The 21,273-nt window shown below is 70.8% G+C and carries 25 protein-coding genes and 1 riboswitch; of the genes, 11 read left to right on the plus strand and 14 right to left on the minus strand.

Translation table 11 applies throughout. The features are described 5' to 3' along the window. Positions 1–27: 27 nt before the first annotated feature. Both CP975_RS32330 and CP975_RS32335 read right to left on the minus strand, forming a co-directional pair. Complete coding sequence (locus tag CP975_RS32330; protein WP_055534707.1) at positions 28–765, minus strand: transglycosylase SLT domain-containing protein; 738 nt, start codon at positions 763–765, stop codon at positions 28–30. Positions 766–768: 3 nt separating this feature from the next. After that, positions 769–928, minus strand: a riboswitch (cyclic di-AMP (ydaO/yuaA leader). Positions 929–1,334: 406 nt separating this feature from the next. Continuing rightward, positions 1,335–1,730 carry a RidA family protein gene (locus tag CP975_RS32335; protein ID WP_055534705.1) on the minus strand — a complete coding sequence of 132 codons (396 nt, stop codon included), beginning with the start codon at positions 1,728–1,730 and terminating at the stop codon, positions 1,335–1,337. Between the two features lie 238 nt (positions 1,731–1,968). Between CP975_RS32335 and CP975_RS32340 the strand changes: the two genes are divergently transcribed. After that, on the plus strand, positions 1,969–2,595 hold the full coding sequence (locus tag CP975_RS32340; RefSeq protein WP_055534703.1) for a hypothetical protein: 627 nt from the start codon (positions 1,969–1,971) through the stop codon (positions 2,593–2,595). Between the two features lie 110 nt (positions 2,596–2,705). After that, positions 2,706–2,948 (plus strand): hypothetical protein, encoded by a 243-nt coding sequence (locus CP975_RS32345; RefSeq protein WP_055534701.1) that lies wholly within the window; start codon positions 2,706–2,708, stop codon positions 2,946–2,948. A gap of 73 nt (positions 2,949–3,021) precedes the next feature. Here the strand turns inward: CP975_RS32345 and CP975_RS32350 are convergent, their stop codons facing one another. Then, the gene (locus CP975_RS32350) at positions 3,022–4,095 is read right to left on the minus strand and encodes a S1 family peptidase (RefSeq protein ID WP_055534699.1); all 1,074 of its coding nucleotides are present in this window, start codon (positions 4,093–4,095) and stop codon (positions 3,022–3,024) included. A gap of 326 nt (positions 4,096–4,421) precedes the next feature. Between CP975_RS32350 and CP975_RS32355 the strand changes: the two genes are divergently transcribed. After that, positions 4,422–5,342: a trypsin-like serine peptidase gene (locus CP975_RS32355; protein ID WP_055534697.1), complete on the plus strand. Its 921-nt coding sequence runs from the start codon at positions 4,422–4,424 to the stop codon at positions 5,340–5,342. Positions 5,343–5,444: 102 nt separating this feature from the next. Here the strand turns inward: CP975_RS32355 and CP975_RS32360 are convergent, their stop codons facing one another. The 3 genes from CP975_RS32360 to CP975_RS32370 form a co-directional block, all read right to left on the minus strand. Then, on the minus strand, positions 5,445–5,996 hold the full coding sequence (locus CP975_RS32360; RefSeq protein ID WP_199783158.1) for a tellurite resistance TerB family protein: 552 nt from the start codon (positions 5,994–5,996) through the stop codon (positions 5,445–5,447). A 210-nt stretch (positions 5,997–6,206) separates the two neighbouring features. After that, positions 6,207–6,380 carry a CsbD family protein gene (locus CP975_RS32365; RefSeq protein ID WP_078593589.1) on the minus strand — a complete coding sequence of 58 codons (174 nt, stop codon included), beginning with the start codon at positions 6,378–6,380 and terminating at the stop codon, positions 6,207–6,209. Between the two features lie 114 nt (positions 6,381–6,494). Then, the gene (locus CP975_RS32370; RefSeq protein WP_055534694.1) at positions 6,495–7,889 is read right to left on the minus strand and encodes a DEAD/DEAH box helicase; all 1,395 of its coding nucleotides are present in this window, start codon (positions 7,887–7,889) and stop codon (positions 6,495–6,497) included. 208 nt (positions 7,890–8,097) lie between these two features. On the opposite strand from CP975_RS32370, the gene CP975_RS32375 reads away from it, so the two are divergent. Next, complete coding sequence (locus tag CP975_RS32375; protein WP_055534692.1) at positions 8,098–8,670, plus strand: GNAT family N-acetyltransferase; 573 nt, start codon at positions 8,098–8,100, stop codon at positions 8,668–8,670. Between the two features lie 161 nt (positions 8,671–8,831). Beyond that, positions 8,832–9,335, plus strand: coding sequence for a metallophosphoesterase family protein (locus CP975_RS32380; protein WP_055534690.1), 504 nt, complete (start codon positions 8,832–8,834; stop codon positions 9,333–9,335). 52 nt (positions 9,336–9,387) lie between these two features. Here the strand turns inward: CP975_RS32380 and CP975_RS35225 are convergent, their stop codons facing one another. From CP975_RS35225 to CP975_RS32400, 3 genes are all read right to left on the minus strand, one after another. Beyond that, a complete protein-coding gene (locus tag CP975_RS35225) occupies positions 9,388–9,840 on the minus strand; it encodes a peptidoglycan-binding domain-containing protein (RefSeq protein WP_055534688.1) in 453 nt (150 codons plus the stop codon). A gap of 76 nt (positions 9,841–9,916) precedes the next feature. Further along, on the minus strand, positions 9,917–10,342 hold the full coding sequence (locus tag CP975_RS32395; RefSeq protein WP_055534686.1) for a hypothetical protein: 426 nt from the start codon (positions 10,340–10,342) through the stop codon (positions 9,917–9,919). A 76-nt stretch (positions 10,343–10,418) separates the two neighbouring features. Next, positions 10,419–10,868, minus strand: a complete 450-nt coding sequence (locus tag CP975_RS32400; RefSeq protein ID WP_150477637.1) for a hypothetical protein — start codon at positions 10,866–10,868, stop codon at positions 10,419–10,421. A 231-nt stretch (positions 10,869–11,099) separates the two neighbouring features. Between CP975_RS32400 and CP975_RS32405 the strand changes: the two genes are divergently transcribed. Then, positions 11,100–12,107, plus strand: coding sequence for an RICIN domain-containing protein (locus CP975_RS32405; RefSeq protein WP_150477638.1), 1,008 nt, complete (start codon positions 11,100–11,102; stop codon positions 12,105–12,107). Between the two features lie 60 nt (positions 12,108–12,167). Here CP975_RS32405 and CP975_RS32410 read toward each other — a convergent pair whose 3' ends face one another. Next, positions 12,168–12,584 (minus strand): arsenate reductase ArsC, encoded by a 417-nt coding sequence (locus tag CP975_RS32410; protein WP_055536011.1) that lies wholly within the window; start codon positions 12,582–12,584, stop codon positions 12,168–12,170. A gap of 82 nt (positions 12,585–12,666) precedes the next feature. Between CP975_RS32410 and CP975_RS32415 the strand changes: the two genes are divergently transcribed. Further along, positions 12,667–12,978 carry an ArsR/SmtB family transcription factor gene (locus CP975_RS32415; protein WP_055536010.1) on the plus strand — a complete coding sequence of 104 codons (312 nt, stop codon included), beginning with the start codon at positions 12,667–12,669 and terminating at the stop codon, positions 12,976–12,978. Next, positions 12,978–14,078, plus strand: coding sequence for an ACR3 family arsenite efflux transporter (gene arsB / locus CP975_RS32420; RefSeq protein WP_055536013.1), 1,101 nt, complete (start codon positions 12,978–12,980; stop codon positions 14,076–14,078). The genes CP975_RS32415 and arsB overlap by 1 nt, the downstream gene beginning before the upstream one ends. Here the strand turns inward: arsB and CP975_RS32425 are convergent. Further along, entirely contained in the window at positions 14,068–14,427 is a 360-nt protein-coding gene (locus tag CP975_RS32425) for an ArsR/SmtB family transcription factor (protein ID WP_055536009.1), read from the minus strand. The genes arsB and CP975_RS32425 overlap by 11 nt on opposite strands. A 152-nt stretch (positions 14,428–14,579) precedes the next feature. On the opposite strand from CP975_RS32425, the gene CP975_RS32430 reads away from it, so the two are divergent. Together CP975_RS32430 and CP975_RS32435 are read left to right on the plus strand one after the other, a co-directional pair. Continuing rightward, positions 14,580–15,947 carry an NAD(P)-binding domain-containing protein gene (locus CP975_RS32430; protein ID WP_425474298.1) on the plus strand — a complete coding sequence of 456 codons (1,368 nt, stop codon included), beginning with the start codon at positions 14,580–14,582 and terminating at the stop codon, positions 15,945–15,947. A 130-nt stretch (positions 15,948–16,077) separates the two neighbouring features. After that, positions 16,078–16,332, plus strand: coding sequence for a chaplin (locus CP975_RS32435; protein WP_055536008.1), 255 nt, complete (start codon positions 16,078–16,080; stop codon positions 16,330–16,332). A gap of 61 nt (positions 16,333–16,393) precedes the next feature. On the opposite strand, the gene CP975_RS32440 is transcribed toward CP975_RS32435, so the two are convergent. Both CP975_RS32440 and CP975_RS32445 read right to left on the minus strand, forming a co-directional pair. Continuing rightward, a complete protein-coding gene (locus CP975_RS32440) occupies positions 16,394–18,592 on the minus strand; it encodes an FG-GAP repeat domain-containing protein (protein ID WP_055536007.1) in 2,199 nt (732 codons plus the stop codon). Between the two features lie 67 nt (positions 18,593–18,659). Further along, positions 18,660–19,310, minus strand: a complete 651-nt coding sequence (locus CP975_RS32445; RefSeq protein WP_055536006.1) for a DUF6629 family protein — start codon at positions 19,308–19,310, stop codon at positions 18,660–18,662. Positions 19,311–19,382: 72 nt separating this feature from the next. Here CP975_RS32445 and CP975_RS32450 point away from each other — a divergent pair, with 72 nt between their 5' ends. Then, positions 19,383–19,991: a GNAT family N-acetyltransferase gene (locus tag CP975_RS32450; protein ID WP_055536012.1), complete on the plus strand. Its 609-nt coding sequence runs from the start codon at positions 19,383–19,385 to the stop codon at positions 19,989–19,991. Positions 19,992–20,024: 33 nt separating this feature from the next. Here the strand turns inward: CP975_RS32450 and CP975_RS32455 are convergent, their stop codons facing one another. After that, positions 20,025–21,266 carry a GDSL-type esterase/lipase family protein gene (locus CP975_RS32455; RefSeq protein WP_055536005.1) on the minus strand — a complete coding sequence of 414 codons (1,242 nt, stop codon included), beginning with the start codon at positions 21,264–21,266 and terminating at the stop codon, positions 20,025–20,027. Positions 21,267–21,273: the final 7 nt, after the last annotated feature.

Raw genomic sequence — 21,273 nt, forward strand, 5'->3', positions numbered from 1 at the left:
GCGTTTCCTCGCCGCTCTCGCCGGGGCCTAGTACGGACCGTTCACGTTGTCGATCGAGCCGTAGCGGTCGGCCGCGTAGTTGCAGGCGGCCGTGATGTTGGCGACGGGGTCGTAGCTGTCCAGCGACGTGCCCGGCACGTGGTACGCGGCGAACGTGGGGGCGATGACCTGGAGGAGCCCCTTGGACGGGGTGCCGGCGACGGCGTTGGAGTCCCAGTTGTTGATGGCCAGCGGGTTGCCGGAGGACTCGCGCATGATGTTGCGGTGGATGCCCTCGTAGGAACCGGGTATGCCGTGCCGGCCCATGATGTCGAGCGACTCCCTGATCCAGCCGTCGAGGTTGTTGGCGTAGGTCTTCTTCGCCGGGGCTGCGGCCGGCGCGGCCGCACGCTCGGAGCGGTCCGCCCGCTCGGCGGACGCGGGGGAGGCGTCCGCCTTCTTCGCGGGCTCCGCCGGACCCTTCGCGCCGATAGTGAGCTTGAGGCCGGGGTGGATCAGCTTCGGGTCGCCGCCGAGGACGCCGCGGTTGTCCTCGTACAGCTTCTTCCAGCCACCGCTCACGGAGTGCTCCCGGGCGATCTTGGAGAGGGTGTCGCCCGCGACGACGACGTACGCGCTCGCGTCCGCGGCCGGCTTCGGGGCCGCGCCGGCGCTCGTCGCGCCCAGCACCGGCAGGACGAGGACGGCTCCACCCGTGCCCGCGGCGGCGATGCCGCGGTTGAGCGATCTGGACTTCGGACGGCGGTGCTTTCCCTTTGCGGGCATGAAAGAGTTCCTCTCCGTCGCCTGCGAGGTGAGCTGTCGGGTTTGGACGGGAGCTGTCCCGGCGCATTTGAACGCGCCTTCACCCCGAGCCGTTCCGGAAACCGGATCGGCGGCTTACCTGGGTCCCCCGCTCCTGCCGTGTGTGAGTGAGTGGAAGGGTTTCCGGACAGCGGCAGGATTCGGCGTTCCGCCCGGATTGACGGTGACATTAAGCGAGAAAGGCAGGGCGGAACAAGGCGGGAATTCACACAGGCGAATGCGGAGAGTCGTCCTTGGGAGTCAGAACTCCTCGCTCTTTCTGATCAAGAAAGTCAACTCGCTTTGCGGGGAACGGAAATGTGCGCGGGGTCTCTAACGATCACGGCTGTCGGCGTGACCCATTTCACTGAATGGGGCGGGGTGGAATTCGGGGTTATCGTGATTTCCGCTGCAAAGAAGGACATATCGCACCCCCTGTGCCCGTTGGCATGCCACTCCCCGGCGGGTGGCTGCGCCGGAAAAGCAGACTGCTCGTGCCGGTTGACCGGCACGAGCAGAGAATGCGGGGGAATCGCGCCGGTGACGTCACGTCATGCGACGGCTGTTCCTTCCAGTTCCACCAACTGACCGGGGACCGCCAGCCGCGTCACCCCGAGCATGGTGGTGGCCGGTGCCACCCCGGCAGCGCCCAATCGCGATGCCAGCACGCCGTAATGCGGGAACAGCAAATCGACGTCGGTGGTATAGACGTTGAGCCGGACGAGATGCGCGAGGGACATGCCGGCCTCGCTGAGCACCGTCTCCAGATTGTCGAGGCTCAGCGCCAACTGCCCGGCCATGTCGCCGTCGTGCTGAGGCTTGCGGTCGTCATTCATCGCGGTCTGCCCGGAGCAGTACAGGGTCCGCGTGTGTCCGGAAACCAGCTCACCCTGGTTGAACCCCATCTCCAGCGACGAAGGCACCGGGTTGACCGCCGTTCGTTCCACTGCCACAACAGCTCCATTCGATTCATGGGAAGGACGGGCGTCCATCGACGCGTAGGAGCCTCCCAACGAATCACGACACCCTTGGTCATGTATGCGATGGGGATCTGAGCCCCCACCAGCCCCTGCCGCCGCCCGCGCTGTTCGACCAGATCGAGCGGTATTCCAGCAGTGACTTGCGTTCGAGGCGCTCTGCCGATTGAGTCACCCTCCACACCGAGGAACACAGGATCAGGAACACATGAGCACTCAGCGCACCACGCGGTACCGCCGGCACATCGGCCTCGCGGTCCTCGCCACCCTCACCGCCGTCTCCCTCGCCGCGTGCGGAGGCGGCTCCGGCAAGAAGAGCCGGTCCGGCGGGGCCGGCGGGTCCTCGGAGTCGAGCGAGGCGCCGAAGAACCTCAAGCTCGGGCAGGCAGGGCCGGCACAGGAGATCACCAGATACGAGAAGACCGGCAAGTTCTCCCTCACGCCGACGAAGGTCACCCTCGGCAAGCCGGCGGACCTCGACGAGCTGAACGACAAGAAGAAGTACAAGGACCTGAAGGTCGCCTGGATCTACGTGAAGGCCGAGCACGTGGGCGGTTCCGCGGTGAAGGAGCCGATGGTGATGGGCAACGTGAGCGGCGAGACCTCCGCGGGCGAGCCCGCGACGCAGTTCCTCCTCATCGGCGACCTCTCCAGCCGTCCCTCCGACTGCCTCGGCAACGACGGCACGAAGAGCCTCGGCAGCGACGACATATGGAAGAAGGGCGAGACGCGCACCCTGTGCGAGCCGTACCTCATCCCCGCCGACACCACGCTGAAGGCGGTGACGTACTCGCAGGGGTACTACAAGGAGCCGATCAAGTGGGCCGTACGGTAGGAACCGGAGGTCCGTTCGGGTGGAGAGGGTGTGCTGTGCCGTTACGCGGCCCTGCTGCCGCGGCAGGTGACATAGCGACAGTATCTGCGTATTCCAGGAGGAATATACTCATGCGCGTTCGCTCGACCATCCTCGCCGCCGCTCTCACCGTGTCCGTCCTGGCCGTCGGCGCAGGCGCGGCCGTCGCCGACGACGACCACCACCGCTACAACCCGCGCCACGAGACGGGCTACGACCACGAAGGGTTCGCCGGTACGTACGACAACGTCGGCGGCCCGTGGGGCATCACCTGGTCCACGGCCGCGGGCTACGACCACGAGGGCTTCGGCCACAAGGCCGGCGGCCGGCACTGACGCATCCGCGGGCGGCGCGGTGGTGAGGAGGGATTCAGCCCTCCTCACCACCGCGCTTCGTGTGGGGCGTACTTCAGTCGCCCTCGTCGCCCATCGTGGCGCCGACGGCGGCCAGTGCGGTGGTCACGGGCTGGAAGAATGTCTCACCGCCCGCGGTGCAGTCGCCGCTGCCGCCCGACGTGAGCCCGATCGCGCTCCCGTCGCCGGTGAACAGCGCGCCCCCACTGTCTCCCGGTTCGGCACAGACGTCCGTCTGGATGAGTCCGGAGACGGTGCCTTCCGGGTAGTTCACCGTGGCGTTCAGCCCAGTGACCGCGCCGTCCCGGAGCCCGGTGGTGCTGCCCATGCGGAACACTTCCAGCCCGACCGCCGCGTCGGCGGCCCGCACGATCTGGGTGGGCTGACCGTTACCCGTGTCAACGGTGCTCGGGGCGTCCGTGGCCGGATCGTCGTACGTGACCAGCGCGAAGTCGCCGTCTCCCGGGAACGTCGCGGCCTGGACGGTACCGATGGGCGCGCCGTTCGGGTCCTCCGACCACTGCTGGGCGGCGACCCCGCAGTGCCCCGCGGTGAGGAACCCGGGGCTTCCGTCCCCGGCCGTCACATTGAAACCGAGCGAACAGCGCGCGCCACCCCCGAAGATGGCGTCGCCCCCCGCGGCGAACGGTTTGAACTCGCCTTTGGACTTCTGGATGCGGGCCATGCCCGCGCCGAGGGATTCGACGGTCCTCTCGAGCCTGTCCCACCGTTCGCCGGTGACAGTGCGGTCAGCGGTGACCAGGACCTGGTTGGTCCTGGGGTCTATGGACCACGAGGTTCCGCTCACGCTGGCCCGGCTCCTCAGCGTCTCGGTGGCGTCCTTCAGTTCACCGGCACTGTGGGTGACGCTCCGCACCACGGCGCCCGCCCTTCTCACCTGGGCACCCGCTTCGTCCCCGCCGCCCGCGACATTGACGATGAGCTGCCGCTTCTCCCTGTCGTAGAAGGCTCCGCCGTAGGCATCGCCGAGTTGTGAGGCCAGCGGCTGAACGAGCCGTGTCGCCGATGCCGCGCTGAGCCGCTTGGCGGCGGACGCCGAAGCGGCCTCCTCCCCGGACGGTGAGGCGTTGGCGTGCTGGAGCAACAGAGCTGTCGCCACCGTGCCCATCGCCACAGCCCCTGCCAGAGCAGCCTTTCGCTTGGGTATGCGCTTGTGCCTCAAGTCGTCGCCTCCTGCGCGGATGCCGAGCCCGATCACCGGCCGAAGCCGGGAGTGTGTTCGGCCCCTGAATACGGATGAGACGAGAGGTGCGTTCACGGGCGTGGGGGAAATGCGGCTGACGATCGCCGGGCCGGCTGTGTCACAGATCGTCGACAGTGCCAACTGAACAGCGGCCTTCCCCTCTCTTGGAGTGCGGGCCGGCAGCCAGCGACCGCCGACTGCCGATCGCCGACTGCCCATCGCCGACCGCACCAGCCGAGGAGAGTCCCGCCATGCCCGAGACAACCACGTACCCGACCCGGCGACTTCGTGGCCGCGCCACGGGACTGGCCGTGGCCGCCACGGCTCTCGCCCTCGCCGCGCCGGTCCAGGCAACGGCAGTGACCCACACGGCGCCCGCCGCCTCCGCCGGCCCGGTCTCCGTGCTGAAGTACACCGCACAGGAGCGCAAGGAGGCCCTCGCCTACTGGACACCCGCCCGCATGAAGGCCGTTGGCGAGTCCGTGGACCTCGGTCCGACCGGTCCGAAGGCCAAGCCGTGGCGCGGCACCACCCTGAAGACCGTCGGGCGGCTCTTCTTCGTCAACGCGAACGGCGCCGACACCTGGTGCACGGCCACTGCCGTGAAGAGCGCCAACCGCTCCGCAGTGATGACGGCCGCCCACTGCGTGCGCCGCGGCTCCTCGCCCGCCAACACCAACATCTCGATGGTCTTCGCGCCCGGTTACAGCAAGGGCAGGACGCCGTACGGCACCTTCGCCGTCCGCTCGGCCGCGACCCCGCGCAGCTGGGAGACGGATTCCACCAACGACATGTCCACGCTGACCGTGGACGCCGACAAGACCGGCAAGAAGCTCACGGACGTCGTGGGCGGTCAGCCCGTCGCCTTCAACCGGCCCGTCGGCGGCACCGTCTCCTCCTTCGGCTACTCCGCCACCCGCCCGCAGCTCGGCGAGGAACTCCTGCGGTGCGTCGGCACGGCGAAGAAGGAGCACGGCACGCAGGGCATCCCCTGCGACATGAGCGGCGGCTCCAGCGGCGGCCCGTGGCTGGCGGACTTCAACGCCACCACCGGCAAGGGCGTCCTGGTCTCGGTCAACAGCTCGCTGGACTCCCTGACGCCCACCAAGATGTACGGCGAGGTGCTGGGCGCCACGGCCAAGAAGGTGTACGACCGGGCCCAGGGTCTCTGAGCGAAGACCCAGAGCGTCCGACGAGATGACGCAGGGGCCCGCACCTCTCAGGTACGGGCCCCAACTGTGCGGAAGCTCAGCTGCGCGGAAGTCTCAAGGGGATCAGAGGCCGAACTCCTGCGGCGACACACCGAGCGCCGCGCACGCCTCGCGCAGGACCTGCTCCTCGGCCGGGGCGATGTACCCGTCCGCGCCCGCGACGACGAAGCCGGTCTGTACGACCGCCTTCGCCTCCGCCGGCTTCTTCGCCGCCTTGGCGATCTCCTGCATGACGGCGGTCTTGCCCTGCTGGAAGTTGAACGACAGCTGGTCCACGTGCTTGTTGAACCGCTGCCGCAGCTGGTCGGGCGGGAAGTTCTGAAGGACGTCGTTCTGGAGGATCAGCGACTCCACGTGCTGCCGCTCGGCCGGGTCGACCGACCCGTCGGCCGCGGCGACCAGGGCGCACATGGCCATGCTGGCGTCTCGGTAGGCACCGCTCTTGAGTTCCGTCTTGAGGGAGGTGAGCTGGGACTTGAGCACGCCGACGAGCTGCGCCTTCGAGCCCGAGCCGGACCCCGACCCCGGCCGCCCGTGGCCGCCGGAGCCACGGGCTCCCTGCGACTGCTGCTGAAGACCCTTGGCCTGGTCCTTGATCCGGTCCCACATCGCCATCCGTGCCACCTCGGCTAAACGTTCGCTTGTCCGCACGCGGTCCGCGCGTCCCTGTGCCAACGTCTTCCCGCCCCCCGAAGTTCCGACGCCGGGAAGGCGACATGAGAACGCCGAGAAGATGTCGAGGAAGGGCGTCGGGCCGACACGCGTTGGGGGCGCCCCCTTGAGAGGGCGCCCCCAACGCGCTTGCTGCCGGTCGTCCGGTCGGTGTCAGTGCCGACCGGCGTCCTTGATCTTCTCCTTGGCCTGGCGTGCGTCACCCTTGGTCTGGTCGGCACGTCCCTTGGCGGTAAGGCGTTCGTTGCCCACGGCGCGCCCGGCCGCTTCCTCCGCCTTGCCGACGGTCTGCTCGGTCTTCGCCTTGGCCTTCTCATCGGCGGCCATGCTGCTCACACCCTTCAGTGTCGGGATCATGTGCTGCATGTACGTCTGGCCACTCAAGCCGGGCGCAAACGTAGGAATTCCGGATGGATTCCCAGCGTCCGCCGCTGCGCGGTCTCAGCGTCCGCGCCGGACCATCGCCGCCTTGCGGGCCTCGGCGAGCTTGCGGGCCTCGCCGGACTTGCGGGACTTGCCGCCCGTACCGCGGGAGGCGTCCTTGCTGGTGCCAAGGCCGCGGAAGGGGGTGTTCGCGTTCTTGGGCCGTGCCGAGGGCCCGCCGTCGAGCGGGGTGCCGGAGGGCGCCTTGGCGCCGGTGATGCGGCTCAGCGCCGCCTCGCCCGAGCGCACCTTGGTGACCGTCGCCTCGATACCGGCCTCGGCCATGATCCGGCTCACCTCGCGGCGCTGGCCCGACAGGACCAGCGTGACGACGCTGCCGGACTCACCGGCGCGGGCGGTGCGGCCCGCGCGGTGCACGTAGTCCTTGGGGTCGGTGGGCGGGTCGACGTTGACCACGAGGTCGAGGTCGTCGATGTGCAGGCCCCGGGCCGCGACATTCGTCGCCACCAGGACGGTGACCTGTCCGTTCTTGAACTGCGCGAGGGTCCGCGTGCGCTGTGGCTGGGACTTGCCGCTGTGCAGGGCCGCGGCGTGCACCCCGCTGGCCCGCAGATGCCGGGTGAGCAGGTCGACGGAGTGCTTGGTGTCCAGGAACAGCAGGACGCGGCCGTCGCGGGCGGCGATCTCCGTGGTGACGGCGTACCGGTCGGGGCCGTGGACGACCAGGACGTGGTGGTCCATCGTCGCGACCTCGCCCGCGGACGCGTCGACGGAGTGGACGACGGGGTCGTGGAGGTAGCGCTCGACCAGGCTGTCGACATCGCGGTCCAAGGTGGCCGAGAACAGCATCCGCTGGCCGTCGGCGTGCACTTGGTCGAGCGCCTCCGTGACCTGCGGCAGGAAGCCCATGTCGCACATCTGGTCGGCCTCGTCGAGGACCGTGATCCGCACCCGCCCCAGGTGGCAGGCCTTGCGCTCGATGAGGTCGTGCAGACGGCCGGGGGTGGCGACGACGACCTCCGCCCCGTCCCGCAGCGCGGCGATCTGCCGGCCGGCCGACATGCCGCCGACGACCGCGGCCATCCGCAGCCGCAGCGCCTCGGCGTACGGCGTGAGCGCCTCGGTGACCTGCTGGGCCAGCTCCCGGGTGGGTACGAGGACCAGGGCGAGCGGACGCTTCGGCTCGGCACGCCGCCCGGCGGTCCGCGCGAGCAGCGGCAGACCGAAGGCGAGCGTCTTACCTGATCCGGTGCGCCCGCGGCCGAGGACGTCACGGCCCGCGAGGGCGCTGGGCAGCGTCGCCGCCTGGATCGGGAAGGGCTCGCGCACGCCGAGCGCGGTCAGCGTGCGCAGGACCTCGCCGGGCAGGTCCAGCTCGGCGAACGACGCGATCGTGGGCGCGGCCGGGGCGGGCTCGCCGCTGGGGGTGCCGGGACGGTCGGGATGCTTCATGAAAGAGCCTTCCGCAGAGGGAACGTACCGAGGAAGGCCCGGCAGAACGACAGGGTGACGACAGGGTCGAGAAGTCGGCGCACAGACGTGACCGGACGGGTCGAGGTCCGGCCAGTGCGTACACGCAAACGGTTGATGGTAACACAGAGTGACAGTTTGGCGGGCAGTGTCCCGGCGGAGAATCGTTCCTTCGTGCCATCGTGGTGGCATGACCATCGAAGTTCGGCCCGCTTCGCTCTTCGAGGACGTCCGCGCCCTCCTCGGCCCGAGGACGCCCGGGGCCAACGTCTGCTGGTGCCTGAGCTACCGCATCCCGTCCAAGCTCAACAACGAGCTGCGCGGCCCCGCCCGCGGGGAGTACGTCGCCGAGCTGTGCCGCAAAGGCCCCCCTCCGGGGGTGCTCGCCTACGACGGCGACGAGCCGGTGGGCTGGGCCGCCGTGGCCCCGCGGTCGGACACCTCGTTCGCCCGCAGCCGCGTCATCCCACACGTCGACGACCTGCCCGTCTGGTCGCTGTGGTGCGTGCGCGTACGGCCCGGCCACCGCAAGAGGGGCATCTCGCACGCCCTGATCGCCGGGGCGGTCGAGTTCGCCCGCGCCCACGACGCCCCCGTGATCGAGGCATACCCCCTGGACAACGGCGACGCCAAGGTCGATCTGACGATGGCGTACGCCGGTATCCGGAAGAACTTCGAGCGCGCCGGGTTCACCTACGCCGCCGACACCGATTCCGTGCTGGCAGGCCACCCCCGCATCCTGATGCGGCTCGACCTGCGCTGACCGCCGGCAGCCGGCCGATCACCGGGTGACCGGCACGCCCGCCGCCGGCTGAGCGTCCACCACGTGCCCGAGCAGACGCCGTCACCCCGGCTTCCTCCACGGCCCGCGCAGAGGATTCGCGCCGCCCGGGGACGCCCGCCGCGTCGGCCTACGCTGAGCCCATGCGCCTGCTGCTGACCTCCGACACCCACGTGCCCGCCAGGGCGAAGAGCCTGCCGGACGCCCTCCTGGCGGCCATCGACGAGGCCGACGTGGTGATCCACGCCGGGGACTGGATCGACGAGGCCACGCTCGACCTGTTCGAGTCCAGGTCGCGTCGGCTTATCGGCGTGTACGGCAACAACGACGGTCCCGGACTGCGCCGGCGCCTCCCCGAGATCGCCCGCGCTGAACTGGCCGGACTGCGGTTCGGCGTCGTGCACGAGACCGGAGCGGCCACCGGGCGCGCACAGCGGTGCGCCCAGCGCTTCCCGGACCTGGACGTCCTCGTGTTCGGCCACAGCCACATCCCCTGGGACACCCAGGCCCCGGGCGGCCCGCGGCTGCTCAACCCCGGCTCGCCGACCGACCGCAGACGGCAGCCCTTCTGTACGTTCCTCACCCTGACCGTGTCGGACGGAACCCTGCACGACGTGACGTCGCACCGGCTGCCGCCGAGGCGTTGACCGGGGTTCGCGGTGGTGACGTGACCAGCGCGGATTCAGCGGGCGAGGCCCGTCACGGGTGCAGGGCGCTCCACGTGGCGGCGTCCACGACACCCGTCACCGGCAGTGCGAACTGTCGTTGCAGGTGTTCGACCGACGCCTTGGTGACCGCCTCGAAGACACCGCTCACGGGGACGTTCACATAGCGGTAGACCTCGTTGAGGATGCACTGGAGATGCCGTACGGCCTCTCCCGTGCTCCCCGTCTGGAGGGTGGGATGCCCGCCCAGGTACATGCACAGGCGCCATTCGGCGGCCGTCGCGCCCGCGGCGACCTCGGGGCGTACGCCACCGTCGGGGTCCTTGATGGCGACGGCGCTGACCCGCGGCGGCGCGGGCTCGGAGGCGCGGGCGGCGACGGGGCCCGCGGCGGACAGGGCCAGCGCCGCGGTGGTCACGGCCACCGCGGCGGCCGTACGGATCGTGCGGGTCGTGCCTGTCAACTGGGTCGTGCGTCCGGTCTTCATGGGGATTCCTCCTCGCGCCGGGGCGCCTGCGGAAGTTGATCGGGACGGATCTCCAAAACGGCTCGTTAGGGAGCGCTCAGTACCAGGGGCAGCGCGGCAGCCCGGCGACCGGGTGGGACATGCCGGTGGGGATCCTCACGACCTCCGCGGGGACATTGCCCCAGCCCTTGATGCGGGGCAGCTCACCGACCTGGTCGCCCTGGGTGTAGTACCAGACGTTGTTGCCCTGGGTGTCCTTGGGGCCGATGGTGTAGCAGGTGAACCAGGACGGGGAGAGGCGCAGCCAGCCGGTGATCGGCGCGTCGAAAGAGGGCCTGCCGTAGACATCCGAGGGAAGGTTGTCGCAGTACAACGCCTTGGTGAACGAGTTGCCGATGGTGTCGCGCAGCTCGACGCCCTCCTGAAGCGAGCAGGTGGCGCGAGCGCCGGCGCTCGCGGGCGTGGCCGTCAGGGGAAGGCACAGCAGCGCGCCGACGGCCGCGGCGACGGTTGTCCTTTTCACGGCGTACTCCTGATGGGTCGTGAACACGTGAACAGGGGGCGGGGAGGAAGAACGGCGGAGGCGGCGCGGCGCCTGCTCACGACCAGGGGCACTGTGTGAGACCGGGGAAGGGATGCTGGGGCGCCTTGACCGCGACCGCCGGCATGTAACCCCAGGCCTTGACGGTGGGGGAGGCCACGATCTGGTCGCCCTGGGTGTAGTACCAGATGTTGTTCCCCATGTAGTCGGAGCCCTCCTTCCAGCACACGAACCAGCGCGGAGTGAAGAGCATCTTGCCGACCACCGGGCTCGTCGAGCGCGACTGGATGCGCACCGAACCAGGGGTGAGGTCACACCACATGTCACCGCTGAAGTTCATCCCGGTCCAGTCCACGTGCGGCTCGCCGGGCCGCAGCCAGCAGGCCGGGTCCGCGTCGGCCGCGGCGGATGCGGGCGTGGTGAGCGCCCCGCACACCAGCGCGGCGGCGGCCAGCGGGCCCACGAGCCGGCGCAGCCGACGCAGCCGGCCTCTGGGTCTTCCACTCATGGCGAGTACACCCCTCGTCTCGGAACAGGTCGTCGCGGCACAGGTCGTCTCGGTGCACCGCTCAGGTATCAGGTCTCAGTGCTTCCGGCGGTGCAGGGCCGATGGTGGCCTCGCCGCCTGACGTGCCGCTGACGAACAAGTCCTCCCCCTCGATGTCAGGCACCCGTCAGCCCGCCATGGGAGGCTCCGCTCCCGCGCAGCAGCCCGTATCACGACATCTGAGGGGGACTCATGCGAAGACCCGGTCACGGACGTACGCATGCCGGACGTACGCACGCCGCACTGCTCGCCGTCCTCGCCCTGCTGCTCACCCTGACGGCCACGCAGGAAACGGCGAGCGCTGCCTCGCCCTCGGCGGCGGATGACATCAACATCGTCGCCACCCACAGCGGCATGTGCCTCGAAGCCGCTACCGCCGCCGAGGGCGAGGTGATCACCCAGCGCGGGTGCGCCGGGCGCAAGAACGCCCTGTGGACGCTGAAGTCCTCGGCCCTGGGCGGGGCTTCGTACCAGATCGTCAACGTCTACAGCGGCAAGTGCATCGCGGTCGAGAACTCCAGCCCGGCGGTCGGCGCCCTCGTACGGCAGCAGACCTGCGGCAACCAGCCCGGCGCGAGCTTCACCTTCACCGAGGCCGACGGCGGGGTCTGGATCCGGCCCAGGACCGTCAGCGCCTCCCCGCTGTGCCTGGAGGTCACGGGCTCCTCCACCGCCGACGGCGCGCAGTTGCGCCAGTGGGGCTGCGAGCGGCAGTCCGGTTCCGTCTTCACCCAGGAGCGCTACCAGGGCCCCGCGCTCGGCTGGGCGAAGATCCGCCCGGCGAGCGCGCCTTCCCTGTGCGTCACCGAAGGCCGTGACCGCAAGGGCCTCTACCGCAGTGCCGTCGCCGTCCAGCGCCCCTGCGCGCAGGCGGTCCCGCCGCGCACCTACCTGGAAGAGGTCGGTGCCGGGCGCTACCGCATCCAGTGGCACCATCCGGAATTCGGCATCGGCTGCCTGACCGTCATGGACGGGGGTCCGGTTCCCGGCATGCTCGAACCGTGGGACGCCTGTTCCGTCGCCACGGTGTTCCAGATCGAGCCGGTCGAGACCCCGGCGCCGGGCGGTTTCCGCATCCGCGACGCGGGCACGGGCCAGTGCCTCGGCATGGCGGACGGCGGCACCGCGGAGGGCGTCGAGGTCATGCGTCAGACGTGTACGTCGGCTCTGTCCCAGGAGTTCTTCGTCGATCCGGAGTGAGCACCACAGCGCCGTCCCCCCCGGCGCCGCGCCCCCTCCGGGCGCGTCCCCCCGTCGGAATCACCCCGCCTTGTCGGGGGCGATCTCCGCGATCAGGCCCTCCACCAGGACCTTGATCTCGTCCCGGATGGGGCGGACGGCCTCGACGCCCCGGCCCGCCGGGTCTTCGAGCCGCCAGTCGAGGTAGCGCTTGCCGGGGAAGACCGGGCAGGTGTCGCCGCAGCCCATCGTGACGCAGACGTCCGATTCCTTGACCGCGTCGACGGTGAGGGCCTTCGGGGTCTCGGCGGAGATGTCGATGCCCACCTCGCGCATGGCCTCGACCGCGGCCGGGTTCACTTCCCTGCCCGGGGCCGACCCCGCCGAGCGGACCTCGACGCGGTCGCCCGCCAGATGGTTCAGCCAGGCGGCGGCCATCTGGGAGCGGCCGGCGTTGTGGACGCAGACGAACAGGACGGAGGGCTTCCGGTCGGGCATCTGGGGCCTCTCTTGCGGGGACGTACATCTCTTGCCGGGACGCACATCACATCACTGGCTGCTGATGTGACAGTATCAGCCCATGCTGACATCAGCCGACACTGAACTGATCCGGGTCCTCGCCGACCCGCTCAGGCTCCGGATCGTGACCCTGCTGGCCCACGAGACCCTGTGCACCACCCACCTCGTGGAGGAGACCGGCGCCCGGCAGACGAACCTCTCCAACCATCTGCGGGTGCTGCGCGAGGCCGGGGTCGTGGAGACGGAGCCCTGCGGCCGGTTCACCTACTACAGGGTGCGGCCCGAGGTGATCGAGGCGCTGGCGGGCACCTTCGGCCGGCTCGCCGAGGTCGCGCGCACCACCGTCGGGACCGGCCGAAAGCGAGCGTGCTGATGGCCGCCACGGACCCCGGAACCACCTCGCCGCCCCGCGGCGGCGAGGACGCCTCGATCGTCGCCAAGCTCTCCACGCTGGACCGCTACCTCGCGGTGTGGATCCTCCTCGCGATGGCCGTCGGCATCGGGCTCGGACGCCTCGTACCCGGCCTGGGCGGCGCGCTCGCCGAGGTCGAGATCGGCGGCGTCTCCCTGCCGATCGCCATCGGCCTGCTGGTCATGATGTACCCGGTCCTCGCCAAGGTCCGCTACGACAAGCTCGACGCCGTCACGGGCGACCGTAAGCTCATGGCGTCGTCGCTGGTCATCAACTGGATCGTCGGCCCTGCGGTGATGTTCGCGCTGGCCTGGATCTTCCTGCCCGACCTGCCCGAGTACCGCACCGGTCTCATCATCGTCGGCCTGGCCCGCTGCATCGCGATGGTGATCATCTGGAACGACCTGGCGTGCGGCGACCGGGAAGCGGCGGCGGTCCTCGTCGCGCTGAACTCGGTGTTCCAGGTGATCGCGTTCGGCCTGCTCGGCTGGTTCTACCTCGACCTGCTGCCCACATGGCTGGGCCTCGGGGGCGGCGAGCACCTCGACATCTCCATGTGGAAGATCGCCCTGAACGTCGTCGTCTTCCTCGGCGTCCCGCTCCTCGCCGGGTTCCTCACCCGCCGCGTCGGCGAGAGGAGGCTCGGCCGCGAGAGGTACGAGTCCGCCTTCCTGCCCAGGATCGGCCCGTGGGCCCTCTACGGCCTGCTCTTCACGATCGTCATCCTCTTCGCCCTGCAAGGGAGGACCATCACGTCGCAGCCGCTGGACGTGGCCCGTATCGCGCTGCCGCTGCTGGTGTACTTCGCCCTCATGTTCTTCGGCAGCTTCCTGCTGGGCAAGGCGCTCGGCCTCGCCTACGACCGCACCGCGACGCTGGCGTTCACCGCGGCGGGCAACAACTTCGAACTCGCCATCGCCGTCGCCATCGCCACCTTCGGCGTGACGTCCGGCCAGGCCCTCTCCGGTGTCGTCGGACCGCTCATCGAGGTCCCGGTCCTCATCGGGCTCGTGTACGTGTCACTGGCCTGGCGCGGGAGGTTCGCGGCCGTCAGGCGGTGACGCGCCCCAGGACGTGCCCCATCGCCGCGAGCACGGCCGGCTCGACGCGGTAGTACACCCACGTCCCGCGCCGCTCGGAGGCGAGCAGGCCGGCCTCCTTCAGCTTCTTGAGGTGATGGGACACCGTCGGCTGGGACACCCCCACGTCGGAGATGTCGCACACGCACGCCTCGCCGCCCTCGTGCGAGGCGACCAGCGAGAACAGTCGCAGCCGTACGGGGTCACCGAGCGCCTTGAACATCGCGGCCGTCCGCACCGCCTCCTCGGCGGTGAACGGTCGCTCGGTCAGGGGCGGGCAGCAGGGCTCGACATCGGCATCCAGCAGCGGCAGCGGCTTAGTGTTCGACATGCGTCTATGTTGACACATGTCGAATCACAGGTGGAGGCGATCGCGCCTCTCCCCTTGCTAATTCGAAGCTTGTCTATGTTGACGTATATCGAAGCAGGTGCGACCCTGGCCGCATAAGCCATCGACGAACGTCGAATCAAAGGGGAGTCGCCGTGACCACGCCGATCCATCACCCGCCCGCCACCGACCTGCCCACCGTGGTGATCGGCGCAGGCCCCGTCGGCCTCGCCGCCGCCGCCCAACTCGTCGCGCGCGGCATCGAGCCCCTGGTCCTCGAAGCCGGTGCCGCGGCCGGCAGCGCCGTGCGCGAGTGGTCGCACGTACGTCTCTTCTCCACCTGGGCCGAGGTCGTCGATCCCGCCGCCGAGAAGCTCCTGGCCCCCACCGGCTGGGTGAAGCCGGACGGTGCCACCTACCCGACCGGCGGCGACTGGGCGGGGAGATACCTGCGGCCGCTGGCCGACGCGCTGGGCGACAAGGTCCGCTTCGGGGCGACGGTGACCGGAGTCTCCCGCCGAGGTCGCGGCCGCGTCGTCGACGCCGACCGCGAGCAGCAGCCCTTCACCGTGCACGTCCGGAACGCCGACGGCAGCGAGCAGCGCGTCATCGCCCGCGCCGTCATCGACGCCTCGGGCACCTGGGCGACCCCCGGCCCCATCGGCGGCGACGGCCTGCCCGCACTCGGCGAGCGGGCTCTGGGAGAGCGCATCTCGTACCGCGTGCCCGACCTCAAGGACCCGGCCGTCCGGGCGCGTTACGCGGGCAGGCGCACCGCGATGATCGGCTCCGGGGCCTCCGCGTTCACCGCGCTCGCCTCCCTGGCCGACCTCGCGAAGGAAGCCGCGGGCACCCACGCGGTCTGGGTGCTGCGGCGCGGGATCAGCGGCGCGACCTTCGGCGGCGGCGAGGCCGACCAGCTGCCGGCCCGCGGCGCCCTGGGCCTGGCGGCGAAGGCCGCCGTCGACGACGGGTACGCCGACGCCGTCACCGGCTTCCGCGCCGAATCCGTCCACGAGAGCGGCGACCGCCTGGTGCTCACCGCCGACGACGGCCGCCGTCTCGACCCGGTCGACGAGATCATCGTCCTGACCGGCTTCCGCCCCGACCTGTCCTTCCTCGACGAACTGCGCCTGGGACTCGACGACCGCCTCCAGGCACCGGTCGAGCTGGCCCCGCTGATCGACCCCAACCAGCACTCCTGCGGCACGGTCTACCCGCATGGCGTGAAGGAGCTGTCCCACCCGGAGCCGGGCATCTACCTGGTCGGCATGAAGTCCTACGGCCGCGCCCCGACGTTCCTCGCCATGACCGGCTACGAGCAGGTCCGCTCCGTCGCCGCCGCCCTCGCCGGCGACCAAGAGGCCGCCGAGCGCGTGGAACTGACGCTCCCGCAGACCGGAGTCTGCGGTGGCACGGGTCTCTTCGACGAACCGGCAGACGTACGGGTGCCGGGCGCTGCGCTGGTCCCGGGCGGTGTGGAGCAGGCGGGCGGCTGCTGCGGCACGGCGTCCGCGTGCTGAAACGCTCCGCGGGAAGCGAAGCCCTCCTGCCTGCCTATATCGCCCGAACGGCGGTGAGCGTTCGCGCAAGCGGCCCAGAGGCCTTCTGCTGGAGAGCGATCGCATTTCCTACCACGGAGGAGATCACTCCATGCGTGTCCGCACTCTCAGCGTCGCCGTCCTCATCGCCGCCAGTGTCGTCGTGGGCGGCGCGGGCCAGGCCATCGCCGACCCCGGCCCCGACGACGGCCCCACCGCCACCGGCGTCTCCTCGAACAACCCCGGCGTCATCTCCGGCAACAACCTTCAGGTCCCGGTCGAGCTCGGCGCCAACGTCTGCGGCAACACCGTAGACATCCTGGCGGCCCTCAACCCGGCCCTCGGTAACCTGTGCAAGGCCAACTGACCACGCCGTCAGCGAGGTCGAAGCGGCCCGGACCGGGACTCCCGGTCCGGGCCGCTGCCGGTCAGCCGATCGACGCCCAGTGCTTCCAGTAGTTCGCCGCACCGGACGAAACCCGGCCCGCGAAGGTCCCGTCGCCCTTGCCCGGGTTGAGCCACAGCCGGTCGGAGGTGTCCCGCGCGAGCAGGTCCTGCTTGCCGTCGCCGTTCACGTCACCCGCGCCGATGACGTCCTTGTAGGAGGCGCCCCAGTCCTTGAAGACGCGGACGCGGTCCTTGAGCTTGCCGGTGCGCAGACCCGCGTAGCGCCACAGCTCACCGGACTTGTCGAGCGCGAGGACGTCCCCGACGCCGTCGCCGTCGAGATCCCCGGCGCCGATGACGCGCGTGTAGCCGGTCCAGGCGGTACGGATCTTCACCCGTGGCTTGAAAGCGCCCGCGCCGTCGGCCGCGTACAGGTACACGTCACCCGTGGCCCTGTCCCGGGCCAGCAGGTCGGGAAGGCCGTCCCCGGTCTGGTCGCCGCTCGCGAACAGCGTGTCGTAACCGCTCCAGTCGCGGGCGAGCCGCTTGTACGCCGAATCCGGCGAGGGCAGGCCGCCGCCGCACACCGGGGTGTAGAGGCGGGTCTCACCGCCGGGCAGCCGCACGATCAGGTCGTTGCAGCGGTCGCCGTCGACGTCACCGAACGGCACGACCCGGGTCTTCTCGTCCCACGGCGAGGCGTAGAAGGTCTCCGTGGGATTGGTGGTGTCCCCGGTGTACAGCTTCATCGACGCGCTGAACGACAGTCCCACGACATCCCCGCGCGAGTCGTCCGCGTAGTCGTGCCACGCGGGCTTCGCGCGGGTGCCCGTCGTCGCGGTGAACGCCGTACGCGTGCTGCCGTCGGCGGACGACTGCGTCCAGACCGCCACCGGGCGACCCTTGCCGTCGACGGCCGCCCGGCCCGTGCTCACGGTGTCCTTCGTCTGCGCGTTCAGGGTGCGCGGCTTGGACAGGTCGCCGCCCTCGACGGTCTGCGTCACGAAGTCCTCGCGCAGGGTACGGCCGAGCTCGAAACGCTTCTGCGTGTACGTGACGACGACCGCGCCGCCCGCCCCCGCCACCGCGCCCAGCGAGTCCGCGTCGACGTTCGAGGCGAGCTTGCGCGCCTCGCCCCAACCGTCCCGGGAGGCCAGGCGGGTGGCGACGCCCGGGGTCCCCTGCGCCAGCATGCCGACCGCCGTGACGTCGCCGTTCGGCGCCGTCAGCAGCTCGGCGGGCTCGTACGTCCGCGAGCCGACGCCGATCTGTTGGCTCGGGCCCCACTCCGCGGCCCCGGCCGCCTTGCGGGCGTAACCGCCGTGCGACAGCAGATGGAAGCCGCCCCCGGGGTGGGCGGCCAGCGCGACCTGCTCGGGCTTCTCGCCGAGCTGCGGCAGGTCGCGCGGCGCCGTCCAGGAGGAAGCCGTACCCGCGGGCTTCTCGACGTACTTGTAGTGCCACTTGTACGCGGACGGGTCCGGGTCGACTCCATCGCCCGTGTAGTGACTGTTGCCGCCCCAGATCACGCCGACCGTGCCGGCGGGGTCGACGGCGACCCGCATGTCCCGCAGCGTGTAGTCGTAGACGTGGTCGTCGCGCACGATCGGGTCGGGCAACTGGTCCAGCGTCTTCGGCGCGGACCAGTCGGCGCCGGGACCGGACCGCTCGACGACGGTCAGGCGGCGCTCCTTGTCCATCCACGCGACGGCCTGGTGGCCCTCGGCGTTGGACGCCAGCGTGGTGGTCTGCGTGCGCCAGTGGACGTTGCCGCGCGCGACCGTGCCGGTGGTGACGTCCTCGGCGGGCGCGAAGGCGGTGCCGTCCGGCGCGAGGCGGGACATCTTCAGCGTGTCGGCCCCGCCGTCCGCCGGGCTCGTCCACCACAGCAGCGACACGGAGCCGTCCTCGGCGCGCTGGAGTGTGCCGCCCGGCGGCGCGGGCGTGGCCGGCTGCCAGGTCGTGCCGCCGGCGGGCCGCACCGACAGCACGGTCTTGCCGCCCTGGGTGAAGAGCCCGGCGACGGTGCCGCCGCGGGTCGACTTCAGGTCGACGACGCCGGTGACACCGGTGAGGCCGGGCAGCTCCTTCGGCGCGGTCCACGGGCCGAGCCCGGCCGGGACGGCCGCGGCGGTGGGTGTGTTCGCGGGTGTGGCCGCCTGGACGGCCGGCGCGACGGTGCCCAGCGCGAGCACGGAGACGAGCGCGCTCCCCAAGAGCGCGCGAGACTGCATGGTCATATGAGAAAGCCCCCCCGGGCTTGATGCCTGTCCCGGCTCACTGCCGGGAAATCAGCCGAAGCGTATATCAGCCAAGATCGTGCCGTGTTCGACCCGTCGGCCGCGGCGGGCGACGCCCGCCGACCCAGAAGCACAACACCGCCGAACACACCGCCGCGGCCGCACACCACGTCGAGAGGTACTCCTGCCGCCACAGCGCCACGGACACCACGGCTCCCAGGGCGACCAGGACACCGAACAGGACGAGGCCCCGGTCGCCGGACAGGAGAAGCGAGCCGATCGTGGCGAGAAAGTAGCCGACGACGATCAGCTCCGCGTGGGGCAACCCCAGGGAGTACCCGATGGTGTGCCCACGGATCTCGGCCGTCACCGTGCGGGTCGCCAGCGCGTACGCGAGCGCCGCCGCGGTCATGACCCCCGCCGCCAGAGGCACGAGCAGACGACGGCGGACGCCCGGGGAGACGGCGCACAGCACGGCGGCCGGTACCCACAGCGCGGGCAGCGGGAGCGCGATGACGGCCCAGGCGAGCGTGGCGGGCCCGGCACCACCGCCACCGCGCCAGACAGCGGCCTCGACGATCTGGTGGACGCCGAGGAGCAGCGGCAGCGCGGCCAGCGGCAGGTCACGGGGCCGCCGCGCCGCCAGAACCACCGACGCGGCCCCCACGGCGGCGATACCGGCGCCCGCGACGAGGTCGGCCGTCGCACTCCAGCACATGGCGGCAACGCTACGGCCGGGCCGGGAACCCCGCCCCCCGAGCTGAAGATCATCGGATGCAGAATGACCCGTATGCCTATATCGAACACGCCGAAAGCGGCCACGCTCGACGACGCTCCGCTGATCGGCCGCACCCTGGCCCGCGCCTTCGACGACGACCCGATGATGCGCTGGTTCTTCCCCGACGAGGCCTCGCGCGAGGCGTCGTTGGGGCGCTACTTCAGCACGATCTTCACCCGGCAGTACGTCCAGCACGGAGTGTGCGAGCGCACCGAGGCGGCCGCCGCGTTCTGGGTGCCCGTGGACGCGCAGGAGAAGGCCGTTCCCGACGCGGACACCATCCAGGAACTGCGGAACATCCTCGGCGACCGGGCGGAACTGTTCGGGAGCGCCGTCGAGTCGGCCGTCCAGCACACGCCCCAGGAACCGCACTGGTCCCTGGCGCTCATCGGCGCCGACCCGGCCGCCCAGGGGCAGGGACAGGGGGCCGCCCTGCTGCGCTCGGGCCTGGCCCAGGCCGACGCGGCGGGGCAGCCCGTCTATCTGGAGTCCTCCAAGAAGTCCAACATCCCCGTCTACGAGCACTTCGGCTTCACCGTGCGCGAAGAGTTCCGGCTGCCGGGGGAGGGGCCGGTGCTCTGGTCGATGTGGCGCGAACCGCGCCGCCCCGCCGACGACTGACATCTGTCCGGCACCCCCCACCGCCCCGCCTCATCACTTCAGGGCGAACGGTCCGTCCGAGCCGAAGGCCGACGCGGCGAAGCGCTCGGCCATGAGGCGGTGGATGGCGGCGTCGGGATGGAGCTGGTCGGGCAGCGGCAGTTCGGCGGCGTCGGCCTGGCCGTACAGGTCGCGGCCGTCGAGGTAGTGGAGGTTCGCGTCGTCGGCGGCGCGCTGGTGCACGATCCGGGCCAGCTCGTCCCGGATGACGTTGAGCGTCAGCTTTCCGGCGGCGCGCTCCGCGGGATCGCCCATGGCCTTGAACCGGAGCCTGCCCTCACCGATGTTCTCGAGGTCCGGGGCACCGGGCCCGGGTGTGTCCTCGTGGATCGGGCACAGGATGGGCGAGACGACCAGCAGCGGGGCCGTGGGGTGCCCCTCGCGGATCGTGTCGAGGAACCCGTGCACCGCGGGCCCGAAGGCGCGCAGCCGCATCAGGTCCAGGTTGACGATATTGAGGCCGATCTTGACGCTGATCAGATCCGCGGGGGTGTCGCGCAGGGCGCGCGCGGTGAACGGGTCGAGGAGGGCGCTGCCGCCCAGACCGAGGTTGATCAGCTCCACGCCGCCGAGGGAGGCGGCCAGCGCCGGCCAGGTCCCGGTGGGGCTTGCCGCTTCGGAGCCGTGGCTGATCGAACTGCCGTGGTGCAGCCACACCTTGCGGCCGTCCCCCGGGGCCGGCTCGACGGGGGCGTCGGTGCGCAGGGCGACCAACTGGGTGATCTCGTTGTGGGGCAGCCAGATCTCCACGTTCTTGACGCGGTCGGGCAGGGAGGGGAAACGGACGGTGCCGACCGGCCCGGGCACGGTTTCCGCCGAACCGGTGGTCATGTCCACCAGCAGGACGTTGCCGCCGGTCACACTGGCCTGGCCGCTGAGGACGCCGTCGACCAGCAGGTCGTACACGCCGTCCGGGCGGGGCGGGGCGCCCTGGTAGGACATCTTGGTACGGAGCGTGTCCAGCTCGACGGTGGTGGCGCGGGTGCGGAACGCCAGCCGCACGCCGGAGGGCTGGGCCTCCGCCATCGCCAGCTGCCCGTCGGCGCACTGGGCGCGGGCCCGGGCGGGCAGCCGGTGCGGCAGCACCCCGTGCTCGGTGCGCTCCAGGTCGAGCGCGCCGCGCAGGAGATCCTCGGCGAGGGAGAGGGTGATCGGGGTGGTGATCAGGTCCGTTGCCCGGGACCGCTCCGGGGTGACGGGGGTGGAGCGGGGGGCGGGGTCGTGCGGAGAGTTCATGATCTCA

Source organism: Streptomyces alboniger (genome assembly GCF_008704395.1).
In the GTDB taxonomy this organism is placed as follows: Bacteria; Actinomycetota; Actinomycetes; order Streptomycetales; family Streptomycetaceae; genus Streptomyces; species Streptomyces alboniger.